This window comes from Actinacidiphila yeochonensis CN732 (assembly GCF_000745345.1).
Classification (GTDB): domain Bacteria; phylum Actinomycetota; class Actinomycetes; order Streptomycetales; family Streptomycetaceae; genus Actinacidiphila; species Actinacidiphila yeochonensis.
In genome coordinates this window covers 4,326,736-4,349,951 of sequence record NZ_JQNR01000005.1, presented here as the reverse complement: position 1 = coordinate 4,349,951, position 23,216 = coordinate 4,326,736, and the positions used below count along the sequence as shown (strand labels likewise).

The following is a 23,216-nucleotide window of genomic DNA, read 5'->3' as shown; positions in this document are numbered from 1 at the left end:
GGCCGGGTCACTTCCGGGTGATACGGGCGAGGGCGTCACCCACCAGTTGGACGGTGATCGTGATGGCGGCCAGCCCCACGACCGTCACCGTCATGACGGTGTTGTCGAAGCGGTTGTAGCCGAAGGAGATCGCCAGGTACCCGATCCCGCCGGCGCCGATCACCCCGGCGACGGCGATGAGTTCGAAGACGCCGATGATCGCGATCGTCGAACTCGTGACGACGGCCGGGAGCGCCTCGGGCCACTGGACGATCAGGATGGTCTTGAAGCGGGACGCTCCGGAGACCTGGGCGACCTCGGATATCTCCGGCGGGACGCTCCTGAGCGCCGACTCGACCAGGCGTATCACCACCGGCAGCGCACCCAGGGTCAGCGGCGGGATCGCCCCGCGCACTCCGATCCCGGTGCCCACCACGTCGCGGGTGTAGGGGACGATCGCCGCCATCAGCACCAGGAAGGGGATCGACCGTCCCAGGCTGACGAGCCAGCTCAGCACCGTGTAGACGTGGTGCTTCGGAAACAGGCCGAACGGCGAGACGTTGAAGAGGCAGGTCGCGAAGGGGACGCCGACGGAAACGGTCAGCCCGAGCACGATCAGGGCCATCTGGAACGTCTGCCGCAGGGCCGGCCAGAAGAGCGTGAGGGCGTCGTTCACCGACGAGTTCTCAGCGAGGATCATCGCGCGAACGTCACTTTCTCCGCGTCCGCGGAATCTCCGCCGCGGGGTTGCAGGATCAGCCCGAGGCTCTTGCCCGCGGCCAGGATCGACTCGGCGGGTGTTCCGGAGGGGACGGCGACGTACAGCCGGCCGGCCGCGTCCCCGTTGATGACCTCCGAGATGCCGCCGAGCAGCAGGACCGGTACGCCCAGCCGTGCCGAGAGCGCGGCCGGCCAGTCCAGCGCGACCCCGCCCACCGTGTAGCCGACCTCCCACGTGGTGGTGCCCCGGGGCGCCGGCGCGACGTTGACGGGGGGAAGGATGAGGTTGCCGAGGCGGGAGCCGGGTGTCCGCACGGCTTCGCTCACCGCCGCCTGCTCGGCCACCGATCCGTTCTCGAACAGGACGGCGCGGTCGGCGAGTTCCCGGACCACGTCCATCTCGTGGGTGATCAGCACGACGGTCAGGTTCAGGTCGTCGCGCAGTTCGCGCAGCAGCCCCAGGATGGACCGGGTCGTCTCCGCGTCCAGGCCCGAGGTGGCCTCGTCCGCGAGCAGGTACTCCGGACGGGCCGACAGGGCGCGCGCGATCGCGACGCGCTGTCTCTGGCCGCCGGACAGCTGCGAGGGGTGGGCGCCGGCCTTCGCCTCCAGGCCGACGCGGGCCAGCAGCTCCCGCGCGCGCTCGCGGCGTGCCGCCCGCCCGACCCCGGCGATCCGCAGCGGGAGCTCCACGTTCTGCTGCGCGGTCCGCCGGGCCAGCAGCGCCGCGCCCTGGAAGACCACTCCGATGCGCCTCGTCGCCTCGACCAGTTCCCGGTGCCCGAGCCGGGCGATGTCGACGCCGTCGATCTCGACCGAGCCGCTGGTCGGACGGGTCAGGCCGTTGATGAGCCGGCCGGCCGTGGTCTTTCCGGCGCCGCTCTCGCCGAGGATCGCGGTCACCTCGCCCACGGGTATGTCGAAGGTGGTGGGCTTCAGCGCGACGACCGGGGGGCGGCCCCTCGGGTAGTAGGTCTTGGAGGCCTGGGACAGCCGGATCACCGGTCACCACCCGCAGCGGCGGGAGCGGCGGCCGGGCCGACGCGCAGGTTCTCGCGCAGCGTCGCGCCGGTGTAGCCCTCCGGGCGCAGTCCCGCGCGGCGCAGTGCGGGCACCACCTCGTCCAGGAACGCGGGCAGATCGGTGTCCATCACCGCCGGCTTGATGTTGAGGCCGTCGGCGAAACCGCGCCGGTGCAGGTCGGCGATGCTCTGGGCGACCTGCTCCGGGGTCCCGGCCAGCCGCAGGTGGGAGGCCCGCTCGGCGCTGTCGCGGACGTAGTCGCGCAGCGTGAACCCCCGGCGCAGCGCGTCCCTGATCTGGGCTTCCTGCAGCCAGACGCTCCCCTTGCCGGTGGGCACCAGGATCTCCTCCAGCGCGCTGACGGGCCGCTCCAGGTCGTCCTCCGACAGCTCCGTCCCGTGCTGCCGCGAGAGGCGTTCCAGCTCCGCGGGGTAGTCGACGAACTCGGCGAGCCGGTCGGACCGGCGGCGCACCTCGTCCTCGGACGATCCGAGGAGCACGTAGAGGCCCGGCACCACGAGCGGGGGGTGCGCCCGTCCGGCCAGCGCGGCCGCCTCGCGCACCCGGCGCCGGTACTCGATCCCCTCCTCCGGGTCGCTCTGCGCGGTGAACACGGCGTCGGCCTGCCCGGAGCCCAGCGCCACGCCGTCGGCCGACCCGCCGGCCTGGACGATGAGCGGTGACGTCTGCGGCGGACGCGGCAGGTCGAGCGGGCCGGCGACGGTGAAGTGCTCCCCCGTGAAGTCGACCGGACGCACCCCCGCCGGGTCGAAGCGGCGGCCGAACGGGCGGTCGAGGGAGAACGCGTCCGCGTCCCAGCTGCTCCACAACCGCCTGACGATCTCGATCGACTCGGCCGCCATGGCGTACCGCTCACCGTGGCCGGGGTGCTCCGGCAGGCCGAAGTTGGCGGCCTCGCCGTCGTGCCGCGAGGTCACCACGTTCCAGCCGGAGCGTCCGCCGGACAGGTGGTCGAGGGCGGCCAGCCTCCTGGCGATGTGGAAGGGCGCGTTGTACGTGGTCGAGATCGTGCCGACCAGCCCGACACGCGAGGTCAGCGCGGCGATCGCGCTCAGCGCCGTCAGCGGCTCCACCTGCGACACGAAGTCGCCCTTGGCGTAGGGGATGTGCAGCAGGCTGTCGGCGAGGAACACGAACTCGAAGTGGGCCCCCTCGGCCTGCCGGGCGTAGTGGGCGTACATCGCGACCTGGTTGGGGAACCGCGTGACGTCGCTGACGGCCGCGGCGCCCACGTGGTGTCCGAACGGGCGCAGGAAGAGTCCCAGGCGTAGTGGCTCAGTCGTCCCGGTCATCGCGGTCCTCCTCGTCCAGCAGCGCGCCGCCGAGTTCGGCGAGGCCCCAGTCCCTCGGGTTCAGCAGGGTGTGGACACGTGCGTCGCGCCAGAAGGCGTCGAGTCCGCGGTCCAGTCCGGCCGCGCGCCCGCCCGCGTTGCTGAACAGGTCGGACGTCAGCCGCACCGCGGTCTCCCCCGCGTAGGCGGCGAACGCGCGGATCCGCACCGCCGGGTCGGCGCCCTGGTCGGGCGGTGCGGACGGGGACGGCAGGGCCGGCCCGGCCAGGGGAGCTGACGATGTCCCGCCGCCGATCGCCGCGGCGAGCTCGAAGAGCCGGGCGCGCAGCGCGGCGAGCTCGACCGCCCAGTACCCGAACTGGCGGCGCAGGTAGGGGTCCTGGCGGGTGGCCCGGATGCCGGAGGCGGCGGCGTCGTTGCGTACCCGGGCCTGCCGGAGCAGGAAGTGCCGGAAGGCGTGCAGCGCGGCCTCGCCGATGCCGATGTCGATGGCCGCGTGGCCGAGTTTGGTGACGGGTGACGGCGGTACGCCGTCCGGGACGTACACGCGGTCGGGGTCGACGGGGACGTCGCGCAGGTCGACCCGGTTGCTCTCGGTGTCCCGCTGTCCGAAGGCCGCCCACGTCGGCGTGACCGACACGCCCGGCGCCGAACGGGGCAGGATCACCTGGACCTTGCGGCCCTCGTACCAGGCGCCGGTGTTCAGCCACTGGGCCCACTCGATGCCGGTGACGTAGTCCTTCGCGCCGTCGAGGCGGAAGCCGTCGGGCGTCCGCCGGAGTGTCGAGGCGACGGCCGAGCCGGTCGCGCCGGCGGACTCGGACTGCATCTGCACGTAGCGACCGCCGGGCAGCCCCGCCACCGGCCGGCCGTCGAGGTGTACGTAGCGCTCGACGGCGGCCAGCGCCGAGTAGTGCGTCTGCACCACCTGGGCTATCGACGGGGAGAGCCGCGCGACGAGCAGCAGCGCCTCCACCACGGCCTCCGCCCGCACCGGCGAGCCCGGCTCGCCGTCGGCCGTCAGCCGGAACACGCCTTCGACGGTGAGCCGTTCGACCAGGGCGTCCCTTCCTCGTCCGTCGGCGGAGTCCAGAGGGCCGCTCCCCATCCCGGCGACGGCGGCGGCCACCTGCCGGCGCGACGGCGGCGCGCCCGGCCGCTCGGCCGCGGACGGGGCCGCGCGGCCGATCCGATCCCCTGTGCCAGCCACTGATCCGGTCCTCGACTTCCCCATGGTTCCTCTCCGTTGCCCGGTCGCGTCGCTCGATCGGCTCCCCGGTCAGCCGGCGGTCCTGCGAACGGGTGCGACGAGGTTTCCGTAGTGCTTCGTCGCCCACTGGCCGACTCTCGGGTCGTTGAACGCCTTGATCACCTTCTGGATCCCGGGTTCGCTCACCCGGTCGGCGCGGACGGCGAGCTGCTTCGCGAAGAGGTCCTGGTTCTTGACCTTGGCGACCTCGTACGTGTCCGGGACGCCGGCCAGCGAGAACTCCGTCGACTGGCTCGCCGCCAGGTCGACGTCGTCCAGCGCGCGGGCGGCCGACTGCACGCTGACGAACTTCAGCTTCTTCGGGTTCGACGTGACGTCCTTGGTGGAGATCGTCAGCGGGTCCCTGTTCGCGTCCAGGCCGATGACTCCGAGCTTCTGGAGCGCGAGCAGGAACTGCCCGGTGTAGAAGGCGGCGTCGCCGCGGTAGGCGACGGTGGCCCCGTCGGGCAGGTCCTTCAGCGAGGCGTGCTTCTTGGAGTAGAAGACCCAGTACTGGCTGAAGAGCGGTGCGACCGCCGAGACGTGGTAGCCCTCGCTCCTGTCCAGCGAGTCGATCCACGGCTTGTAGCCCAGCACGGCCGCGTCGATGCTCGTGCCGTTGTCGAGCTCCTTGATGAGGGCGGTCCCGTCGTCCACCGGAACGAACTTGACCGATATCCCGTAGCTGGGCGCGATGCTGTCCGCCACGTATTTGATCACCCCCTCCTCGGTCGGATCACTGAGTCCGCCCGCGACCTCCACCGTGGTCCGGGAGCCCTTTCCGGAGGCCGCGGACCCCTTGGCCGACGAGCCGCACGCCGACAGCGTCAGCGCTCCGGCCAGCAGCACCGCGACCGCGGCACCCGGCCGCATCCGTCCACCCATCACGCCGATCTCTCCTTGTTCTCGGGACTTCCTCAAAAGTTCTTCCGTGGTGCTGTACTTGACGTCGTGCCGGCTCTCACTCCCGCGCACACACCGGCGCACCGGCGCACCGCACGGGAGACGCCTGCGGAACGACGGGGAGTCACGGGAAGGGTGGGCGGGGTCCTCCAGCTCCGCCCATCCACTCCCCGCTGGGGGCACTCGGACGGAGGTCCGACAGGAGATCCCGCGGAATGCCCGGCGGAATGCCCGGGCGGGGATGTCGAGCGCCACCGGGGCCACGGCCGAGGTCGCGACGGCTGCCGGTTCGGGGTAGGAGGCGGAGCTCAGGCGCGCCACTCGGCGCCGTCAACCCGCCTTCGGCGAGGGGCTTTTGACCTGGCCGAGGCACCTCGAACGCTCGCCTCGGCCAGTCGGCGGCGGGGACGCGGGCCGGCCCCGCCGGGCCGGATCGACGATCCGTCAGATAGTGGGACAGCCAGTGGTGGAGCAGCGGCCCAGGTCCACGTGGAGCCGGACGGTGAGCACACACGGTGTCGGCATGGCGTGGAGCGTGCCAAAGGAGCGGACACATCGTCAACGACCGTGAGCGACCTCGACCCGTCGCCCGGGAACTGCCGCCCCTCCCTTCGGAAGCCCACCGCGCACCCCGTTGACCTGCACCTTCGCGTCAACCGCGGGTAGCGGCCGCCGGCGCGGCGCGCACCGTGAGCTGGGGCCCGGCTTTTCACGCGTCTGTAACGTCGCACCGCCGCCGCTAGGCCGATTGGGGCGTTCCGTCCGATTCGCGCCGCGCCTTTGTGCCGCCGCCATGCCCTCCCCTGACGGCTCACCAACGACTGGGGCTAATATCCGGACGGGTATTGTGCCCACCCTCAAGCCGTCTTATGATCACGCCGTAACGGCGGATCAGATGGAAAAGATCCGCCGCCACACACATCGGACCGAAGGGGGGCCGCGACCGTGAACCCGAAGGGGACAGCAGCGCGGCCCGACGCCCTCGCCGGCCGGACCCGGCCGATCCACTCCGGCACCCCGCGGGCCACGTGTGCTCGGGTGACGGCACTGCGGCTCTGTTGTTGTCGCCCGGTCACCGCAGCCTCGATCTGACCCTCCCCCGGCGGGCGCGCCGCGCGTCCGGCCGCATCCGGCCCCGTCCGGCCCGCCCTTGACCCCGGCATCACTCCTGGGCTTCGAGCCATCGGATCAATGACGCCCCATCGGTCGGATCACAACCGGCCGACAGGAAGCGGATCACATCCACGCCCAGGATTTTGATTCGGAACCCTCCCCCGACGCGCGCGCTGACCGACCAGCGGGCGCGGAGCGTCCGCCTGCGACTCGGAGCATCATGGCCAACGTACTTGTGCGAACCCTTCACGTCGTACCGCTGCCGCGCCGACCATCACGACCGGTGATCATCGGCGTCAGCCTGGTGGTGTCGCTGCTGTCGATCGTGCTGTCGATCGTCGTCGGTACGGCGGGCATCGGTCTGGGCGACGTCGTCCACACGATCGCGATCCGCGTCCTCGGGCATCCGTCGAGCGCGGCCTTCCGCCCCACCGAGGTGATCGTCGCCGATCTGCGGCTCCCGCGAGCCCTGCTCGCCTTCGTCGCCGGCGCCGCGCTGTCGGTGTCCGGGGTGGTCATGCAGGGCCTGCTGCGCAACCCGCTGGTCAGCCCCTACACCCTCGGCCTCTCGCCGGCGGCCTCCTTCGGGGCCGCGCTGGCCATCGTGCTCGCCGACAAGGCCGGGCACACGCCCTCGTCGGCGGTGACCATCCTCAGTGCCCTGGGTTTCAGTCTGGTCGTCTCGCTGGTGGTGCTGACCCTGGCCTCGCTCAAGCGCATGACGGCCACCACCCTGATCCTCGTCGGCATCGCGTTCTTCCAGCTCTTCGAAGCGCTCACCTCCGCCACCCAGTTCTTCGCCGACGACAACACCCTGGCCGAGATCGTGCACTGGACGTTCGGGTCGGTGAACGACGCCACCTGGCAGCAGGTGGTGGACGTCTCGGTCCTGCTCGCGGTGACGCTGCCGTACCTGTTCGCACGGGCCAAGGCGCTCAACGCCATCGCGTTCGCCGGCGACGACGCGGCGGCCAGCCTCGGCGTCAACGTCCGCCGCACCCGGCTGGTGCTCATCATCGTGGTGGTCGCGCTGACCGCGGTCGTCGTGTCCTTCACCGGGGTCATCGGCTTCGTCGGGCTGGTCGGCCCGCACATCGCCCGCATGGTGGTGGGGTCCGACCACCGCTACCTGCTGCCGTTCGGGGCCGTCACCGGCGGGCTGCTCATCCTCTACGCCGACATGGTCGGCCGGACCGTGCTGTCCCCGGTCGTCATCCCGGTCGGCATCGTCGTCGCGCTCATCGGGGCGCCGCTGTTCATCAACCTCATCTTCTCGAAGGGGTCGGCCCAGTCATGACACTCTCCGTCGAGGGCGTGGCCTTCTCCTACGCCCGCAACCGCCCGGTACTGCACGACGTGTCCATGACCGTCCGGCGCGGCGAGTTCGTCGGCCTGCTCGGCCCGAACGGCTCCGGCAAGTCGACGCTGACGAAGCTCGTCGCCCGGGTCAACCGGCTGCGCGCCGGGACCATCTCCTTCGAGGGGAAGCCCCTGGGCGACCTGCGGTTGAGCGAGCACGCCAAGGTCGTCGCCTACGTGCCGCAGTCCGGCCAGGTGACCTTCCAGCTGCCGGTTCGCGAGTCGGTGCTGCTGGGCCGCACCCCGCACTTCGGCATGCGGCCGCGCGAGCACGACTGGGAGATCGTCGACGCCGCGATCGAGCACATGGGGCTGACGGAACTGGCCGATCGGTCGGTGGGCGATCTCAGCGGCGGGCAGGCGCAGCGGGTCCTGGTCGCCCGCGCCATCGCCCAGGAGCCGCGGATCCTGCTGCTCGACGAGCCGACCAGCGCGCTGGACCTTCGCTACCAGGTGGAGACGCTGCGCCACGTACGCGACCTGACCCGCGACCGCGACCTCGTGTCGCTCATCGCGATCCACGACCTGAACCTGGCGGCCCGCTTCTGCGACAGGGTCGCGATCCTCCACGAGGGCCGGATCGTCGCCTTCGGACCGCCCAAGGACGTCTACGACCGGCAGCTTCTGGAGCGCGTCTACGGCCTGGGGGTCGAGCTGTTCGAACGCGACGGCGCCGTGCAGGTGCATCCGGTCATCGAGCCCCTGTCGGCCCCCGCCCTTTCCTGACGCCGGCCGTTCCGGCCCGACACTCCGTGTCCCGTCACCACGCTCCGCACCCCATCAACACAAGGAGAGAAGTGAGCCATCCATCCACCTCCCGGCTGCGCGCGGTGGCCGCCGCGGCGCTGCTGGCCATCACGGCACTGCTGGCGGCCGCGTGCGGTTCGAGTCCGGTGGCCGACTCCGGTGCGGCGGGTGCGTCGGGGCCGGGTTCCCGGGCGATCACGGTCACCGACAGCGCGAAGCGGACCGTCAGCTTCCCGAAGGGCCCGGTCAGCAAGGTCGCCATCGTCGGCGGCTTCAACGTCGACCTGGCGCTCGCTCTGGGAGCCCGCGACCAGATCGTCGGCATCGACACGAAGACGATCGACCAGGAGAACTTCGCCGGCTTCTCCAAGAGCCTGTCCATCGGGGAGAGCTCCGACGCCCTGGACTACGAGCGGATCATCGCCAGCGGCGCGCAGGCCGTGGTCATGTACGGCAACCAGCCCTGGCAGGAGGCCGCGTCCTCGCTGAAGTCCTCGGGGGTGCCGGTCCTGGTGGTGAGCTCCTGGATCTCGCAGGAGTGGAAGACGGACGTCGAGCTGCTCGGCAAGGTGCTGGGGCGCGAGCAGCAGGCCGGGAAGGTCCTGGCCTTCACCTCGAAGGTCAACGCCCTGACCGCCCGGGCCGCGCGGGCGCCGAAGCAGGCCACCGCCTACTACGAGGACGACAGCGGCAAGACCATCGGCAAGGAGGGCGGCAAGACGATGGCCCTCGCGGACGGCAACGTCAGGAGCATCTTCGCGGACCGGCCCGGCAACACCATCGACTCCGATCCGGCGGCGATCCTCGCCGCCGACCCGGACGTCATCGTGGTGGAGACCGACAACGTCTACGGCGGGCGCTCCGACGCGGAGTTCAGGGCCGTCGCCGACAAGCTGCTCGCGCGGCCGGGCTGGAAGAACCTCAGGGCGGTGAAGGACGGCAACCTCTTCCTCTACAACCCGTGGGCCTTCGACCTGGCGGGCAACCAGGTCTCACCGCTCTTCTTCGCGTCGTTCGCCTACCCTGACCTCTACAAGGACGTGGACCCGCTGTCGGTCGTGGCGGAGTGGTCGAAGGACTTCATCGGCGCCGCGAAGTTCACCCCGCGGGGCTACGTGTACCAGGTGCCGGCACGGTGACCGGGCGTGCCCGGGCGGGGAGCGTACCGGCCTCCGCCCGGGCGCGCCGCCCGTTCCCGCCGCGAGAAGTCGAAGAAGGGGGTAGCGCCTGCCGGCTCGTCCGGTCGCGGCGCCCAACCGGCGCCCACGAACCGATCGGCGCGAGCACCGCCTGGGCGAACGAGACCATGGCCAACGAACACCCGAACACCACACCGACCCCGGCCGCCGGCGGCCCGCTCGACGACACCTGGCTGGTCCGGCAGATCGCCGCCGCCGGCTCCGCCGAGTCCGTCGTCCCCCTGCTGGAGCGCAAGATCCGCGAGGGGGTGATCCGGCCGGGGACGAGGCTGCCCACCATCCGCGCGCTGAGCGAGCAGTCCGGGGTGAGCTTCCGCAACATCCGCGACTCCCTGGCCGTGCTGCGCGGCAAGGGCCTGATCGAGACCCGGCGGCGGGGCGGCACGGTCGTGGCCGATCCGCTGGCCACCCGGCCCGACCGCCCCGGCGACCCTGCCGCGGCCGAGGCCGCGGGGACGAATCCGGTCGGCGAGCTCGCGCACGCCTCGTCCGACCCCGAGCTGCTGCCGGACCTGGCGGAGGCGCTGGCCGCGGGGCTGCGCAGCCCCGGCCTGCACTCGAACGTCCGGCAGTACATCACCGACCGGCTGCGGACGGCGGCGCAGCGCGACTGGCCGTTCGCCGCCGAGGCGTACGTGGCCGGCGGCAGCGGTGCGGAGGCCGCCCTGCTGTGCGTCGGCACGCTGGCCGCGCCGGAGCGGAAGCTCGCGCTGGACGTGCCGATCAACCCCGGCCTGCTGGACCACATCCGGCGGCTCGGCCTGGAGGTGTTCCAGGTGCCCGCCGACAGTTGCGGCCCGGACCCCGACGCGCTGGCCTCCGCGCTGTCCCGGGGCGCCCGCACGTACCTGTTCCAGCCGACCGGGCCGTACGCCTTGACGCCGCCCGCCACCCCCGAGCGGGTCGCGCGGCTCGCCGACGCCATGGCGCGCTTCGACGGCGTCGTCGTGGTGGAGGACGACTCGGTCGGGCCGCTCGCCAACGCGGCCGGCCCGACGTTCGGCACCGCGCTGCCCGGCCAGGTGGTGCGCGTACGGTCGTTCTGCCGCTCGTACGGGGCCGACCTGCGCACGTCGGTGATCGGCGGACCGCGCGAGGCCGTTGAGCGCATCCGCGACAACCGCAGCTACGGGCTCGGCGTCAACAGCCGCATCCTGCAGGACGCGCTCGCCCACCTCGTCGAGAGCCCGGCGACCGCCCGCACCCTCAAGCGCGCCCGCGGTGTGTACGCCCGCCGCAAGGAGACCCTGGCCCGGGCCCTGCACCGGCGCGGGATCGCCTCCCGCTCCGGCCCCAACGCCCAGTTCCTGTGGGTGGAGGTGGACAGCGAGGTCGACACCCTCATCGACCTGGCCGCCGCCGGCTACTCGGTCGGCGCGGGCAGCCGCAGCTTCGTCGAACCGCCCTCCACGGGCTACCTCCGCATCGCCACGCTCCGGCTGCCCGACGACACGGCGGCGATCGACCAGATCGCCGGCGCCGTCGAACGCGCCATGCGCGGCCAGATGCGGGACCTCTACGCCTGAAGCCGTGCCCGAGCCGCACCGCCCTGCACCGCACCGCACCGCACCGGCACGCACGCACGCACGCACGCACGCACGCACCGAAGGAGAACCTCCGTGACGGGACAGCCGCGAGCGACGCTCGGCCTGAACCTCAACGTCAAGCCGGCCGGGTCGCACCCCGCCGCGTGGCGGCATCCGGCCGTGGACCTGGCCGGCATCAACGACATCGACGCTCTCGTCGACCTGGCCAAGGTGGCCGAACGCGGCAGGTTCGACGCCCTGTTCCTCGCCGACAAGCTCAGCTTCTCCCGTGAACCCGCCGCCGTGGCACCCGCGTTCGAGCCGCTCACGCTGCTGGCGGCGCTGGCGGCGGCCACCAGCCGGATCGGCCTGATCGGCAGCGTCTCGACCACCTACTCCGACCCCTTCGTCGTCGCCCGCCAGACCGCCTCCCTCGACCGCATCAGCCGGGGCCGCTTCGGCTGGAACGTGGTGACCAGCGGCGTCCAGGCGGCAGCCCGCAACTTCGGTCAGGACGCGCTGCCCGGGCACGGCGAGCGCTACCGGCGGGCCGAGGAGTTCGTGACGGCCGTGAAGGCGCTGTGGGACAGCTGGGAGGACGACGCGATCGTCGCCGACCGCGGGCGCGGCTGGTACGTCGACCCCGCGAAGGTCCACGCCGTCGACCACGCCGGCGACAGCTTCCGGATAGCCGGACCGCTCAACTCCCCGCGGCCGCCGCAGGGGTGGCCGGTGATCGTGCAGGCCGGCTCCTCCGACGACGGCCGCGCGCTGGCCGCCCGGCACGCCGACTCCGTCTACACGGTGGTCAGCACGGTCGAGGACGGCCGCGCGTTCCGCACCGACCTGCGTGAACGCGCCGCCGCCGAGGGACGCGACCCGGACGCGGTACGCGTCTTCGCCGGGTTCCGGGTGCTCGTCGCCGAGACGGCGGCCGCGGCGCGGGCGCTCGAAGCCGAACTCAACCGGCTGGCCGACCCCCGCCAGGTACTCGCCCAGGTTGCCCTGTTCAGCGGCTACGACCTGAGCCGCCTGGCGCTCGACGCCCCCCTCCCGCCGGTGCCGCCGGTCGAGAGCTCCGACTCCTACCGTTCGCACCTGCGCGCGGTGCACGACTTCATGGCACGCGAACGGCCCACGACGGTCCTGGAGTTCGCGCAGCGCCTGGGCGGCGGACTGGGCGCGGACAACCTGCTGGTCGGGGACGCCGCCTCGGTGGCCGACGAGTTGGAGGCGTGGTTCCGGGCCGGCGCGATGGACGGCGCCAACCTGCAGCCGGAAGTGCTGCACCAGGGCACGCACGCCCTGGTCGACCACCTCGTCCCCGAACTGGAGCGGCGCGGACTGCGGCCGCCCGCGTACGAGGGGACCACGCTGCGCCAGCACTACGGGCTCGCCCGCCCGGCGGGACAGGGCCGGGTCGCCGCCCGTGCCTGACACCCCCACCGCGGCGGCGGACACCGCCGAGCGCGCAGTCGTGGCCCCGGACACCGCCGAACGGGTCGTCGTGGTCGTCGGCGCGGGCTTCCGCGGCACGTCGGTCCTTGAGCGGCTCGCGGCGAACGTCGGGCGGTTCCGGCCGGCCGGCGGACGGCTGCACGTCGTCGCCGTCGACGAGTACCCCTCGGGGCCGGGCCGCATCTGGCGTACCGACCAGAGCTCCGAACTGCTGATGAACACCCCCGCGGCCGCGTTCACCGTGTGGCTCGACGAGTCGGTGGACGCCGAAGGTCCCGCCGTGGCCGGGCCCAGCCTGTGGGAGTGGCAGCGCCGGCTCGCGGCCCTCCTTGCGGCGGATGCCCCCGGCAGCACCGGGCCGGCGGCCGGTCCTCCGCCGGCCGACGGCGGGGTCCTCAGCGGCGAGCTCGCCGCGGATCTGGTCCGGCGCCCCGAGCTGGCGGCCTTCCTCAGGGAGGCGACCGCGCACTCCTACACGCCGCGCGTGCTGCTCGGCCACTACCTGCGGTGGTGCCACACGTCGGTGGTCGCCTCGCTCCCGCCGGGGACGCGGTACACCGAGACGGCCGACCGCGTGACCGACATCGCGGCGGCAGGCGACCGCTACCAGGTCGTGCTCGCCGGCGGCGGCGCACCGCTCCTCGCCGACTCCATCGTCCTGTGCACCGGGTGGTCGACACCGGCCCGCTCGACACCGCCGCCCGCCGGCCGCGTGTCTGCCCCGCGTGGCGCGGTCCACCGGCTGCGCGGTGACAACGCCGCCGACCAGAGCCTCGCCGAGGCCAAGCCCGGAGCAGACGTCGTGGTGGAGGGCCTGGGGCTGAGCTTCTTCGACGTCACCACCCTGCTCACGGTCGGCCGCGGCGGACGCTTCCGGCCCGACAGGGCCGCCGCTCACGGGCTGCGCTACGAGCCGTCGGGTACCGAGCCGGTGCTGCACGCGACCTCGCGGGTGGGGGTGCCGTACTGGAGCCGGCCGAGCGCCGCGCTGCCGGACGGGGACAGCGGGCACCGATTCCTGCGCGAGGCGCTGCGGTGCCGGCCCCGCCCGGGACGGTTCGAGGAGAGCCTGGGCCCGGCGGTGCTGCGCGACACCTTCTGGGACTACTACACGCACCTGGCCGCGACCGATCCGGGCGCGCTCGCCGTCCCGCTGCGGAGGTTGCTGGACACGCTCGCGTCGGTGCCGCCCGACGGCGCGCGGTGGCGGGAGACGGTGGCCGAGGCGGTGCCGGTCCCGGCGAACCGGCTGGAGCTGGACGGCGACCGCGCGCTCGCCGACCGCGTGTGGGACGACGCGGCCCGGTTCGGCGACGCGGTACGGGCCCGGGTCCTCGCCGACCTGGCCGAGACCGCCAAAGGGGCCGGCAGCAGCGTCAGGACCGCCCACCGCTCCCTCGGCCGGGCCCGCGCGCTGCTGGTCGCCGCGGTCCAGGACGGCGGTCTGGACGCGGAGAGCTACTTCGGCGGCTACGCGGACTTCGTCGACCTCGCGTTCCGCCTGAACAACGGCCCGCCGCCGGTCCGCCTGCGGCAGCTGCTGGCGCTCGTCGACGCCGGCGTGGTCAGGTTCCTCGGCCCGCGCGCGGCGCCGGTCCCGGTCGAATCGCCCGACGTGAGCGGCGGCGTGAGCGGCACGGAGGGTGTGCCGTGGCGCTCCCCGGCAGTCCCGGGCCCCGGGGTGCGGGCGCACCTGGTGATCGAGGCGCGGGTGCCGCAGCCCAGTCTGCACGGCGGGTCCGACCCGCTGCTGCGGGCGCTGCGCCGCCGGGGCCTCGCCGACGTCTTCTCGCTGCGGTCCGCGCACGGCCCGGTCCCCACCGCCGCGCCCCGCGCCGAGCCGTCGACCGGGCGCCTGCTGGGCCCGGAGGGGCTCAACGGCCCAGCCGCCGAGGACGGTTCAGCGGGCGTGGACGGCCGGCGGCCGGCGTCGCGGCTTTACGCGCTGGGCGTGCTCATGCGCGATGCCCGGGTGAGCTCCCTCGCGGCGCCGGCGCCCCGCGCCAACGCCGCGGCACTGGGCGAGGCCGACCGCACGGCCCGCAGCGTGCTGGCCGAGCTGTGGGCCTCCCCCGCCTGACGCGGCCCCCGTGAGGCGGCGGGCGTGACCGGCGGAAGCGTACGGGAACGGCCCGCCGGGCCGCCGTGCCGTCAGACAAGCACGGGCCGTCAGAAGAGCGCGGGTCGGCCGCAACGGGGCGGCCGCGGCGTGGTCCGGGCGGGAGCCGCTCGGACCGGCGGGGTCCCGTGCCCGGCGCGGCCCGCGGGTGGGCGGCAGGTCAGCGGAGGCCGAGGTGGTGCTTGAGGGTCGGCCCTTCGTAGTCGTGCCGGAAGAGCCCGGCGCGGCGCAACTGCGGCACCACCCCCGAGGTCAGCAGCTCCAGTCCTTCGGGAAGGTGGCTGTGCGACAGCACGAAGCCGTCCGCCGCCCTCGCCCGGAAGAGCCGGGCCAGCTCTGCGGCCGCCTGCTCGGGTGTGCCGGTGAAGCCGAGGTGCAGGCTGTTCTGCCGGTGGCGGAGGGCCAACTGCCGTACTGTGCTGCCCTGGTGGGTGCGCAGCCAGGCCAGGCCCCGCTGGTGCTGCTCCTCCCCGAGGGCCTCGGCCGCGTCGAGCAGGCGGGCCGGGACCTGCTCGTCGAGGGGCAGTTCGGCCAGCCGCAGGTGCGGGCTCACCACCGTCTGGAGGTACTCGACCGCCTTGCCGACGTCCACGCCGTCGGTCCATTCGCGCTCCAGGGAGAGCGCCTCGGCCTCGGTGGCGCCGAGGACGATGTGCGTGCCGAGCAGGATCTTCAGCGAGTCGGGGTCCCGGCCCTTGCGTCCGGCCCGGTCCTTCATGTCCGCGTAGAACGCCTGGGCGCCGCGGAGGTCGTCGGCGGCGGCGAAGACGATGTCGGCGTACTCCGCGGCGAAGTCCCGGCCCTCCTCGGAGCGGCCGGCCTGGACCAGCACCGGCCGGCCCTGGGGAGGCCGGTGGACGTTGAGGGGGCCGCGGACGCTGAAGTGCCGGCCGCGGTGGCCGATCGGGTGGATCTTCTCGTCGTCCGCGAAGACGCCTGCCGCCCGGTCGAGGACCAGCGCGTCGGGCTCCCAGCTCTCCCAGAGTCCGATGGCGACATCGGCGAACTCCCGTGCGCGGGCGTAGCGTTCCGCCTTGGACGGCAGTGGCTGGTCGCCGTAGTTCTCCTCGCCGACCGTGGAGGTCACCATGTTCCAGCCGGCGCGGCCCCCGCTGAGGTGGTCGAGGGTCGCGAACTGGCGGGCCAGTGTGTAGGGCGCGCTGAACGTCGTCGACGCCGTGCCGATGAGGCCGATGTGCCGGGTCCGCGCGGCCAGCGCGGAGAGCACGACCATCGGCTCCAGGTAGTGCGGCGGGCCGCTCACCCGGACCCGCGAGAAGTCCAGGCGGGTGTTGTCGGCGCGGAAGAGCGCGTCGAACTTGGCCTCCTCGGCCGCCCGGGCGATCTCGGAGAGCAGCGGCAGCGAGAACGCCTCCTCGACCCGGCTGTCCGGCCGCCGCCAGAGCTGGCCGGCGGGCCGGCCGATCGACATCGCCAGATGCATCCGGCGCGGCCGATCGGCGACCACTACTGGGCCTCGCCGGGCAGTCGCGGCTCGACGACGGGCAGTGCCTCGGCCTGCCAGCGCGCGAAACCACCCCTGACGTGGCTGACATTCCGGTATCCGAAATCGTTCAGTTTCCGGATGACGGGATCGGAGCCGAACTCGGAGTTGCAGAAGACCACGATCTCCGCACCCTCCGGCAGGTCCGCGAGCTGCGGTATCAGGTTCGGCGAGGCCGGGTCGAGCAACTCGTCGGCGTGGTCCTTGGCCACCTTCACCGCGCCTTCGATCCCGCCCTGCGGGGCCTCCGGGCGGTCCCGGCGGACATCGATGAACAGGGCGCCGGACCGGCGCTTCCGCTCGGCCGCGTCAGGTTCGATCAGCTGGTCGGCATGGTGGACGACACGGGTCTCCGGACTGGTCATGGAGCGGCGATTCCTCCTTGGCTTTATGATCCGCCACTTTTGGATATGGCGCCCATTTGATCCGGCAATACGCGAACGCCAGCCGGATCGCCTTGAACTCTATTGTTCGGAAGGCTGCGGCACAAGGAGGAATCGACCACCACGGGAGCGAATCATAATCCCGCACTCGAATTATGATTCACGCGATTTGTCGGCGGCTCCGGAGCAGGTGCTAGAAACCGACCGGGCGGCGCGGCGTGTACGGGGTCTCCAGGCGCGCGATCTCCTCGTCGTCCAGCTTGACGTCGAGCGCGCCGACCAGCTCCTGCAGCTGCTCGACCCGGCTCACGCCGACGATGGGCGCGCTGACCGCCGGCTTGTGCAGGTTCCACGCGAGCGCCACCTGCGCCCGGGAGACGCCGCGTTCGGCCGCCACCTCGCCGACCGCCTCGACGACGGCCCGGTCCGACTCCTCCGCCTGGGTGTAGAAGGTGGCTCCCGGCTGGTCCGTCTCCAGCCGGTACGTCGAGGTGCCCCACTCGCGGGCCAGCCGCCCGCGGGCCAGCGGGCTCCACGGGATGACGCCGACGCCTTCCTCAAGGCAGAACGGGTGCATCTCCCGTTCCTCCTCGCGCATCAGCAGGCTGTACTGGTCCTGCATGGTGACGAAGCGGGTCCAGCCGTGCAGGTCCGCCGTGTACTGCGCGCGGACGAACTCGCGGGCGTGCATCGAGGACGCCCCGATGTAGCGCACCTTCCCGGAACGCACCAGGTCGTCGAGGGCCTGGAGTGTCTCCTCCAGCGGCACCGAGCGGTCCAGCCGGTGGATCTGGTACAGGTCGATGTAGTCCGTGCCGAGGCGCCGCAGACTCTCCTCGACCTGGCTCAGTATGGCGCCGCGCGACAGCCCGCCGCCCTTCGGGCCGGGCCCCATCCGGCCGTTCACCTTGGTCGCGATGACGACCTGCTCCCGCACCCCGAACTCCTCGATGAGCGCGCCGAGGATCTCCTCGCTCGAGCCGTCGGAGTACACGTTCGCGGTGTCGAAGCAGGTGATCCCGGCGTCCAGCGCGGCGCGGACCACCGGCCGCGCCTCGTCGATGCCGATCGACCACGGGTGCGGCCCGCGCTGCGGGTCGCCGAAGCTCATGCACCCGATGATCAGGCGCGACGTCATCAGTCCGGACTTGCCCAGACGCACGTGTTCCACGGCTTCTCCCTGACTCGTGCCACAACTTGCGGCGATCTTGGCCGGATGCTACTACCCGTTGTCACGAACCGGTCTCGACTGCGGCTGTGCCCAACACCACACCGGCGCAGCCGGGTTCGGACGGGACACCGGCCCCGGAGCGGCCGCCGGGACGGACTGCGAGGCGGCGGCGCGGAGGGACCTCGGCGGGCCGGCAGAGGCTGCCGGCGTGTGCGCCGTGCGCGCCGCCCTGCTGACGGTCGACCAGTGGTCGACCGCGGTCGGGCCGACGGCTGCCTGTGCCCGGGCCGGCCGGTTCCTCCGCGGCTGCCCGGCCCGCCGAGCCCGGCGCCGCTGGTCTCCCGCCCCGGGGCCTTGGAGCGCGAGGCTCCGGGGCGGGCGGTCACATCGGGGCGGGCGCGCGGTGTGCCTCGGCCACCTCGGCGGCGTGCTCGACCAGGGTGACCAGCACGTTCTTGGCCGACTCGCGCTCCCGCGCGTCGCACAGCACCACGGGCGCTCCGGGGTCCAGGTCGAGGGCCTCGCGGATGCTGTCAGGGCTGTGGAGTTCGGCGCCGTCGAAGCAGTTGACGGCCACCATGAAGGGGATGCCGCGCTGCTCGAAGTAGTCGACCGCCGCGAAGCAGTCGGCCAGCCGCCGCGTGTCGGCGAGCACCACCGCGCCCAGCGCGCCCTGCGCCAGCTCGTCCCACAGGAACCAGAAGCGGTCCTGTCCCGGCGTGCCGAACAGGTACAGCACCAGGTCCTCGCGCAGTGTGATGCGGCCGAAGTCCATCGCCACGGTGGTGGTCCGCTTGTCCTCGACGCCCGCGGTGTCGTCGACCGGGCGGCCCGCCTCGCTCAGCGCCTCCTCGGTGAGCAGCGGCCTGATCTCGCTGACCGCCCCCACGAGGGTGGTCTTGCCCACGCCGAAGCCGCCGGCCACCAGCAGCTTCAGTGCCACCGGCTCCGCGGCGGCTGGTTCGGGTCGACGGCTGCGGGCCATGCCCATGGTCTCTTCCCTGCTTCCCTGCGACGAGGCGGGCGTCGTGCCCGGTGTGGGGGTGTCGTGCCGTGGTACGGGACGGGGCGCCGCGGTCGGCCGGCCATCCGGGGGGCGCCCCGGACGGGCGGGCGGACGTGACAGGGCGGGCGTCACAGGGCGCGCAGTCCGGCGATCACCTCGCGCAGCAGGCGCTCGTCGGGCAGTTCGGCGGGCGGGACGGGCTTGTGCAGGTGGACGTGGTCGGCCGCCAGCAGGTCTCCGACCAGGACCCTGATGACACCGACCGGCAGGTCCAGGTCGGCGGCCAGTTCCGCCACCGAGACGGCCTGGTACCGGCACAGGTCCATGATGTCCAGGTGCTCCGGGGACAGCCCGAGGTCCTCGTCGGGCGGTTCGCCCTCCCCCGGGGCGTTCCGGGCGACCACGAGCGCGATCAGGTCGATCTTCGCCTCGGCCGCGTGGACGGTCCGGCCGCGTGTCATCGCGTAGGGCCGCACCACCGGGCCCGCGGCGTCGTCGTACCACTGGTCCGTTCCGGAACTCATGACACCCCGTCACCCCGTCATCTCGCCTGGCCGGCCCTGCCGCCGACGCGTGGTGCAGGCCCCGGCCGCGCGCCGTCCCCCGACGGCTGGTCAGCCGCCGAGCGCCCTGCCGCCGTCCTGCCGCGGCGCCGTGCTCAGGTGTGCGCCCACCCGCTTGACCAGGAGGGTCATCTCGTAGGCGACCTGGCCGACATCGGACTCGGCGTCGGCCAGGACGGCCAGGCAGCTGCCGTCGCCGGCCGCCGTCACGAACAGGAACGCTCCGTCGAGTTCCACGATGGTCTGCCGGACCCCTCCGGCGTCGAAGTGCCGTCCGACGCCCTTGGCCAGGCTGTGGAAGCCCGAGGCCACGGCCGCGAGGTGCTCGGAGTCCTCACGGGTGAGCCCCTCCGAGGAGCCGATGGCCAGGCCGTCCCCGGAGAGCACCAGCGCCTTGCGGATGCTGGCCACGCGTTGGACCAGGTCGTCCAGGAGCCAGCTCAGCTCGCGCGTCGCACTGGATGGTGCCGTCATCGACCGTTCCCCTCAGGTGTTGTTCGTGTGACAGACGGCGGGGTGCCGCCGGTACCCGGGCGGTCGCGGCCGTGGCCGCCGTCGGCGCCCGCGGCGCCGTCCCCGGTGTCGGTTCCGTTTCCGATGCCGTTTCCGGTGTCGTTTCCGGTGCCGGACGCGTATTCGGTGCCGTGTCCGCCGGCGGTGCCGGAGTGGCCGCCGGTGCCGGAGTCTCCGTCGGACTCGCTGTCGCGGCCGCGCAGCCAGCCCCGCTGGAGCGAGGCCATGCGGTCGCGGACCTCCTCGGGGCTGCGCTCCCGGCCGGCGGGCTCCGCACCGCGCCGCTCGGCCTGGGCCACCGCCTCGGCGCGCAGTTGGGGCGCGAGGCTGGCCTGCCGGACGCGGCGCGGCAGCGTGCTCCCGGCGGCGCCGGGAGCGGCGGCGGTGTCCGACGGGCGGGCGCCGCCGTCGCGGGCGGACCGGTCGGCGGACGGCCCCTCGGGCCGGGCGTGCTCGGCCGGGCGTGAGCCGGCGGGCGGCGCGGCGCGGTCCTCGGGCGGGGCCACGGGCCGGCCCCGGTCGGAGACCAGGACGGGGGTGGTACGGCGCCGCCGGGGCAGCCCGGTGGGTTTCTCCGCCGCCGTCACCTGCTCGGGGGCCCGCTCCGGCTCGGCGGCGGGGGCCGGGACGTCCGCGTCCGGGCGTCCTGCTCCCCGCTGCCGGAAGCCGGGCCGGGAGCCCTCCCCGTGCTGCCGCGGCGTCCGGCGCTCCTCGGCCTCCGGCTGGGTGGCGCCGGTGTCCTCCTCGGGCTCGGCCAGCAGCGTCGGCGGGATCAGCACGACGGCGGTGGTACCGCCGTACGACGACTGGCGCAGCGAGACGCGCACCTCGTGCCGCCGGGCGAGGCGGCTGACCACGAACAGGCCCAGCCGGTCGGTGTCGGAGAGTTCGAACTCGGGGGTCTCGGCCAACCGCAGGTTGGCCTCCAGCAGCGCGTCCGCCGCCAGGCCCAGCCCGCGGTCGTCGATCTCCAGCACGAAGCCGTTGGCGACGGCCTCTCCGTGCAGCCGCACCTGGGTGTGCGGCGGGGAGAACACCGCGGCGTTCTCGATGAGTTCGGCCAGCAGGTGGGTGAGGTCGGCGACGGCGGAGCCGGCCACCGCCAGCCGGGGCAGCCGGCGCACCTCCACCCGCTCGTAGTCCTCCACCTCGGCGACGGCGGCGCGGACCACGTCCATCAGCCGTACCGGGCGGCGCCACTGGCGGGAGGCGGCGGCACCGGAGAGGATCACCAGGCCCTCGGCGTGGCGGCGCATGCGGGTGGTCATGTGGTCGAGGCGGAAGAGGTCGGCCAGTTCCTCGGCGTCCTCGGTGCGGCGCTCCATCGCGTCCAGCAGGGTCAGTTGGCGGTGCAGCAGGACCTGGCTGCGGCGGGCGAGGTTGACGAAGACGTCGGAGACGCCGCGCCGCATCTCGGCCTGGCGTACGGCGGCCTCGACCGCGGCCCGCTGGAGGTGGTGGAGGGCCTGCCCGACCTGGCCGATCTCGTCGTCGGCGTACACCGGCCGGGGCGTCTCCGCCTCGATGTCGACCTGCTCGCCGGAGGCCAGCCGCCGCATGACGCGCGGCAGGCGGCTGCCGGAGACCTCCTGCGCTTCGCGGCGCAGCCCGGTCAGGTCGCGGATCAGGGTGCGGCCGATCCGTACCGACATCACCAGCGACGCGATCACCGCGACCAGGCCGAGGCCGCCGGTCAGCAGTGCCTCGGCCACGAGCCGTCCGGAGACCGGCGGCGCGGCGGCCTCGAAGGTCGTGACGGTCTCCGCGACCACGTGGTTCAGCGAGCCGAGGGCCGGGCGGGCCACGGCGGGCCAGTCCGCGTGGGCGGCGACGGCCGGCGCCCGGCCGGGGGTGGCGGCCACGACCGCGTCCTGGGCGGCGCGCAGCCGCTTCCCCGCGCTGGTCTGCCAGAAGGACGTGTAGGGGTCGCGGTAGCCGGGGTCCAGCGCCGCGGTGGCGTCGTCGGCGTAGCCGCGCTCCTGGGCGACCGCGAAGGTGAAGTCGGTGAGCTGACCGCGGCTCATCGAACCGGACGCGATGGCGGCGGTGGCCAGCGCGTCCTGCCGCTCCGCCTGCTCCAGCGCCCGGTCCAGTCCGGCCACGGCGTGCCGCTGGTCGCCGTGCCTGGTGTCGCCGGCGGCGCCGAGGTCCTCGAAGAGGCCGAGGACGGGGGCGGTCATCGCGTTGTAGGCGGTGTAGGCGCCGGCGGCGTCCAGGTGGTGGCCGGTCACCCGCTGCCGCAACGCGGCCAGGCCCTGGAGGCCGTCGAGGAGGCCGTCGAGCCGGGCGCGGCTGGTCGCGTCGAGGGCGGAGCGGACCGCGCCGGAGCCGGTGGAGGTGCGGAACTCGGCGACGGCGGTGTCGGTGGCCTCCACCTGCCGCTGGTAGGCGATGCGCGCGGGGGCGGCGTCGGGTTCGGCGGCGTACAGGAGTGCGGCCTTGCGCTCCTGCTGCACCGCGCCGAGCACGTTCTGCGCGGGGACCGCGACATCGGCGGACACGGTTCGCACGTCCGGGCGGCCGAGCACGGCGCGGGTGGTGGTGGCGACGGCGAAGACCCAGATCGCGGTGAGGGACACCAGCGGGATCAACAGCAGCGCAACGATCTTCCGGCGGATCGTCGTACCGCGAAAGTTCATGGCCTCCCCAACGTCCCACCCCGCCGGCACGCTCTGCCGGGTCGCCTGCAAACGGCGTGAGCCTACTACTGCATCTGCCGTAACTCGAAAGTGTACAAAGGTAGTTGACCAGCTCTTACGGGTCTGCGCGGATACGTACCGGGCACCTGCGGTCCGAATGGCCGCGGGGGTTTCGGGGCAGGCACCGGGGCATGGAGTACGAACGGCGACAGGTGTGGGAGAACCAGCCCGTTCCGACCCCGCGGATGCCGGACCCGGTGCGGGAAGCGGCGGTGCGGGCCGTGCTGATCGGATCGGTGGCGCTGGTCGAGACGGTGGTGTCCCTGCTGCTGGCGGTCGGGCACTCCTGGCTGTCCGCGCCGATGACCCTGCTCACCGTGCTGACCAGTGTCCTGGCCGCCTGGGCGGTGCTCGACGTGTGGGTGACACGGCAGGTGTGGAACCAGCGCGACGGCGTGGTGTCGAGTCCGAGCAGCGCCGCCCGCGCCCTGCGCCGGGAGCGGCGCCGGGCCCGCAGGCAGCACCGGACCCGGGCGCGCGCCGAGCGGCGGACCGGCCCGCGGAACGACCGCCGGGTCGGTGAGCGGGGCGGGGAGAGGGCCGGTGAGCGGGTCACCGAGCGAGGCGGTCCGCGGCCCGGCCAGCGCGCGGACGTACGGGCCGAGGCGCCCGGCCTGGAGGCCCGCGGCCCGCGCCTGCCCCGCGCCCACGGTGCCTGACACCGGCGGG

Annotated in this window: 19 protein-coding genes; 7 read left to right on the top strand and 12 right to left on the bottom strand. The window is 73.4% G+C overall.

The annotated features are described in order from the left end of the window. Positions 1–7 precede the first annotated feature (7 nt). The 5 genes from BS72_RS29620 to BS72_RS29600 all read right to left on the bottom strand — a co-directional run bounded on the left by BS72_RS29620 (position 8) and on the right by BS72_RS29600 (position 5,169). On the bottom strand, positions 8–679 hold the full coding sequence (locus BS72_RS29620) for a methionine ABC transporter permease (RefSeq protein ID WP_037914929.1): 672 nt from the start codon (positions 677–679) through the stop codon (positions 8–10). Continuing rightward, complete coding sequence (locus BS72_RS29615) at positions 676–1,701, bottom strand: methionine ABC transporter ATP-binding protein (RefSeq protein WP_037914927.1); 1,026 nt, start codon at positions 1,699–1,701, stop codon at positions 676–678. Before BS72_RS29615 ends, BS72_RS29620 begins: the two co-directional genes overlap by 4 nt. Then, complete coding sequence (locus tag BS72_RS29610) at positions 1,698–3,035, bottom strand: NtaA/DmoA family FMN-dependent monooxygenase (RefSeq protein WP_078901732.1); 1,338 nt, start codon at positions 3,033–3,035, stop codon at positions 1,698–1,700. The genes BS72_RS29615 and BS72_RS29610 overlap by 4 nt, the downstream gene beginning before the upstream one ends. Beyond that, entirely contained in the window at positions 3,019–4,143 is a 1,125-nt protein-coding gene (locus tag BS72_RS29605) for a hypothetical protein (RefSeq protein ID WP_157856356.1), read from the bottom strand. Before BS72_RS29605 ends, BS72_RS29610 begins: the two co-directional genes overlap by 17 nt. Before the next feature lie 171 nt (positions 4,144–4,314). Beyond that, a complete protein-coding gene (locus BS72_RS29600) occupies positions 4,315–5,169 on the bottom strand; it encodes a MetQ/NlpA family ABC transporter substrate-binding protein (protein WP_078901730.1) in 855 nt (284 codons plus the stop codon). 1,414 nt (positions 5,170–6,583) lie between these two features. Here BS72_RS29600 and BS72_RS29595 point away from each other — a divergent pair. From BS72_RS29595 to BS72_RS29570, 6 genes are all read left to right on the top strand, one after another. Next, entirely contained in the window at positions 6,584–7,597 is a 1,014-nt protein-coding gene (locus BS72_RS29595; protein WP_232792567.1) for a FecCD family ABC transporter permease, read from the top strand. Continuing rightward, positions 7,594–8,385, top strand: a complete 792-nt coding sequence (locus BS72_RS29590; protein ID WP_037914921.1) for an ABC transporter ATP-binding protein — start codon at positions 7,594–7,596, stop codon at positions 8,383–8,385. The genes BS72_RS29595 and BS72_RS29590 overlap by 4 nt, the downstream gene beginning before the upstream one ends. A gap of 71 nt (positions 8,386–8,456) precedes the next feature. Then, a complete protein-coding gene (locus tag BS72_RS29585; protein ID WP_051951816.1) occupies positions 8,457–9,545 on the top strand; it encodes an ABC transporter substrate-binding protein in 1,089 nt (362 codons plus the stop codon). A 167-nt stretch (positions 9,546–9,712) separates the two neighbouring features. After that, positions 9,713–11,131 carry an aminotransferase class I/II-fold pyridoxal phosphate-dependent enzyme gene (locus tag BS72_RS29580; RefSeq protein ID WP_051951815.1) on the top strand — a complete coding sequence of 473 codons (1,419 nt, stop codon included), beginning with the start codon at positions 9,713–9,715 and terminating at the stop codon, positions 11,129–11,131. 93 nt (positions 11,132–11,224) lie between these two features. After that, positions 11,225–12,568, top strand: coding sequence for an NtaA/DmoA family FMN-dependent monooxygenase (locus BS72_RS29575; RefSeq protein ID WP_037914919.1), 1,344 nt, complete (start codon positions 11,225–11,227; stop codon positions 12,566–12,568). Next, positions 12,561–14,669: an FAD/NAD(P)-binding protein gene (locus BS72_RS29570; protein ID WP_037914917.1), complete on the top strand. Its 2,109-nt coding sequence runs from the start codon at positions 12,561–12,563 to the stop codon at positions 14,667–14,669. The genes BS72_RS29575 and BS72_RS29570 overlap by 8 nt, the downstream gene beginning before the upstream one ends. Positions 14,670–14,868: 199 nt before the next feature. Here the strand turns inward: BS72_RS29570 and BS72_RS29565 are convergent, their stop codons facing one another. The 7 genes from BS72_RS29565 to BS72_RS29535 form a co-directional block, all read right to left on the bottom strand. Then, positions 14,869–16,140, bottom strand: coding sequence for an NtaA/DmoA family FMN-dependent monooxygenase (locus tag BS72_RS29565; RefSeq protein WP_157856355.1), 1,272 nt, complete (start codon positions 16,138–16,140; stop codon positions 14,869–14,871). 35 nt (positions 16,141–16,175) lie between these two features. Continuing rightward, on the bottom strand, positions 16,176–16,577 hold the full coding sequence (locus BS72_RS29560; protein WP_051951814.1) for a rhodanese-like domain-containing protein: 402 nt from the start codon (positions 16,575–16,577) through the stop codon (positions 16,176–16,178). Positions 16,578–16,788: 211 nt separating this feature from the next. Beyond that, on the bottom strand, positions 16,789–17,766 hold the full coding sequence (locus tag BS72_RS29555; protein WP_037914915.1) for an aldo/keto reductase: 978 nt from the start codon (positions 17,764–17,766) through the stop codon (positions 16,789–16,791). Positions 17,767–18,148: 382 nt separating this feature from the next. Continuing rightward, positions 18,149–18,757: a GTP-binding protein gene (locus BS72_RS29550; protein ID WP_037914913.1), complete on the bottom strand. Its 609-nt coding sequence runs from the start codon at positions 18,755–18,757 to the stop codon at positions 18,149–18,151. Between the two features lie 143 nt (positions 18,758–18,900). Beyond that, positions 18,901–19,296, bottom strand: coding sequence for a DUF742 domain-containing protein (locus BS72_RS29545; RefSeq protein WP_037914911.1), 396 nt, complete (start codon positions 19,294–19,296; stop codon positions 18,901–18,903). Between the two features lie 90 nt (positions 19,297–19,386). Beyond that, on the bottom strand, positions 19,387–19,809 hold the full coding sequence (locus BS72_RS29540) for a roadblock/LC7 domain-containing protein (RefSeq protein WP_037914909.1): 423 nt from the start codon (positions 19,807–19,809) through the stop codon (positions 19,387–19,389). Beyond that, entirely contained in the window at positions 19,806–22,487 is a 2,682-nt protein-coding gene (locus tag BS72_RS29535) for a sensor histidine kinase (RefSeq protein ID WP_037914907.1), read from the bottom strand. The genes BS72_RS29540 and BS72_RS29535 overlap by 4 nt, the downstream gene beginning before the upstream one ends. 191 nt (positions 22,488–22,678) lie before the next feature. On the opposite strand from BS72_RS29535, the gene BS72_RS39665 reads away from it, so the two are divergent. After that, positions 22,679–23,206: a hypothetical protein gene (locus BS72_RS39665; protein ID WP_198545980.1), complete on the top strand. Its 528-nt coding sequence runs from the start codon at positions 22,679–22,681 to the stop codon at positions 23,204–23,206. Positions 23,207–23,216 lie beyond the last annotated feature (10 nt).

What these genes read in the sequence shown, in the direction of transcription:
- BS72_RS29550 (WP_037914913.1), bottom strand. Translation starts at nt 18,757, where the DNA reads ATGGGCATGGCCCGCAGCCGTCGACCCGAACCAGCCGCCGCGGAGCCG.
- BS72_RS29620 (WP_037914929.1), bottom strand. Translation starts at nt 679, where the DNA reads ATGATCCTCGCTGAGAACTCGTCGGTGAACGACGCCCTCACGCTCTTC.
- BS72_RS29590 (WP_037914921.1), top strand. Translation starts at nt 7,594, where the DNA reads ATGACACTCTCCGTCGAGGGCGTGGCCTTCTCCTACGCCCGCAACCGC.
- BS72_RS39665 (WP_198545980.1), top strand. Translation starts at nt 22,679, where the DNA reads ATGGAGTACGAACGGCGACAGGTGTGGGAGAACCAGCCCGTTCCGACC.
- BS72_RS29545 (WP_037914911.1), bottom strand. Translation starts at nt 19,296, where the DNA reads ATGAGTTCCGGAACGGACCAGTGGTACGACGACGCCGCGGGCCCGGTG.
- BS72_RS29535 (WP_037914907.1), bottom strand. Translation starts at nt 22,487, where the DNA reads ATGAACTTTCGCGGTACGACGATCCGCCGGAAGATCGTTGCGCTGCTG.
- BS72_RS29610 (WP_078901732.1), bottom strand. Translation starts at nt 3,035, where the DNA reads ATGACCGGGACGACTGAGCCACTACGCCTGGGACTCTTCCTGCGCCCG.
- BS72_RS29605 (WP_157856356.1), bottom strand. Translation starts at nt 4,143, where the DNA reads ATGGGGAGCGGCCCTCTGGACTCCGCCGACGGACGAGGAAGGGACGCC.
- BS72_RS29540 (WP_037914909.1), bottom strand. Translation starts at nt 19,809, where the DNA reads ATGACGGCACCATCCAGTGCGACGCGCGAGCTGAGCTGGCTCCTGGAC.
- BS72_RS29580 (WP_051951815.1), top strand. Translation starts at nt 9,713, where the DNA reads ATGGCCAACGAACACCCGAACACCACACCGACCCCGGCCGCCGGCGGC.
- BS72_RS29560 (WP_051951814.1), bottom strand. Translation starts at nt 16,577, where the DNA reads ATGACCAGTCCGGAGACCCGTGTCGTCCACCATGCCGACCAGCTGATC.
- BS72_RS29600 (WP_078901730.1), bottom strand. Translation starts at nt 5,169, where the DNA reads ATGGGTGGACGGATGCGGCCGGGTGCCGCGGTCGCGGTGCTGCTGGCC.
- BS72_RS29565 (WP_157856355.1), bottom strand. Translation starts at nt 16,140, where the DNA reads ATGTCGATCGGCCGGCCCGCCGGCCAGCTCTGGCGGCGGCCGGACAGC.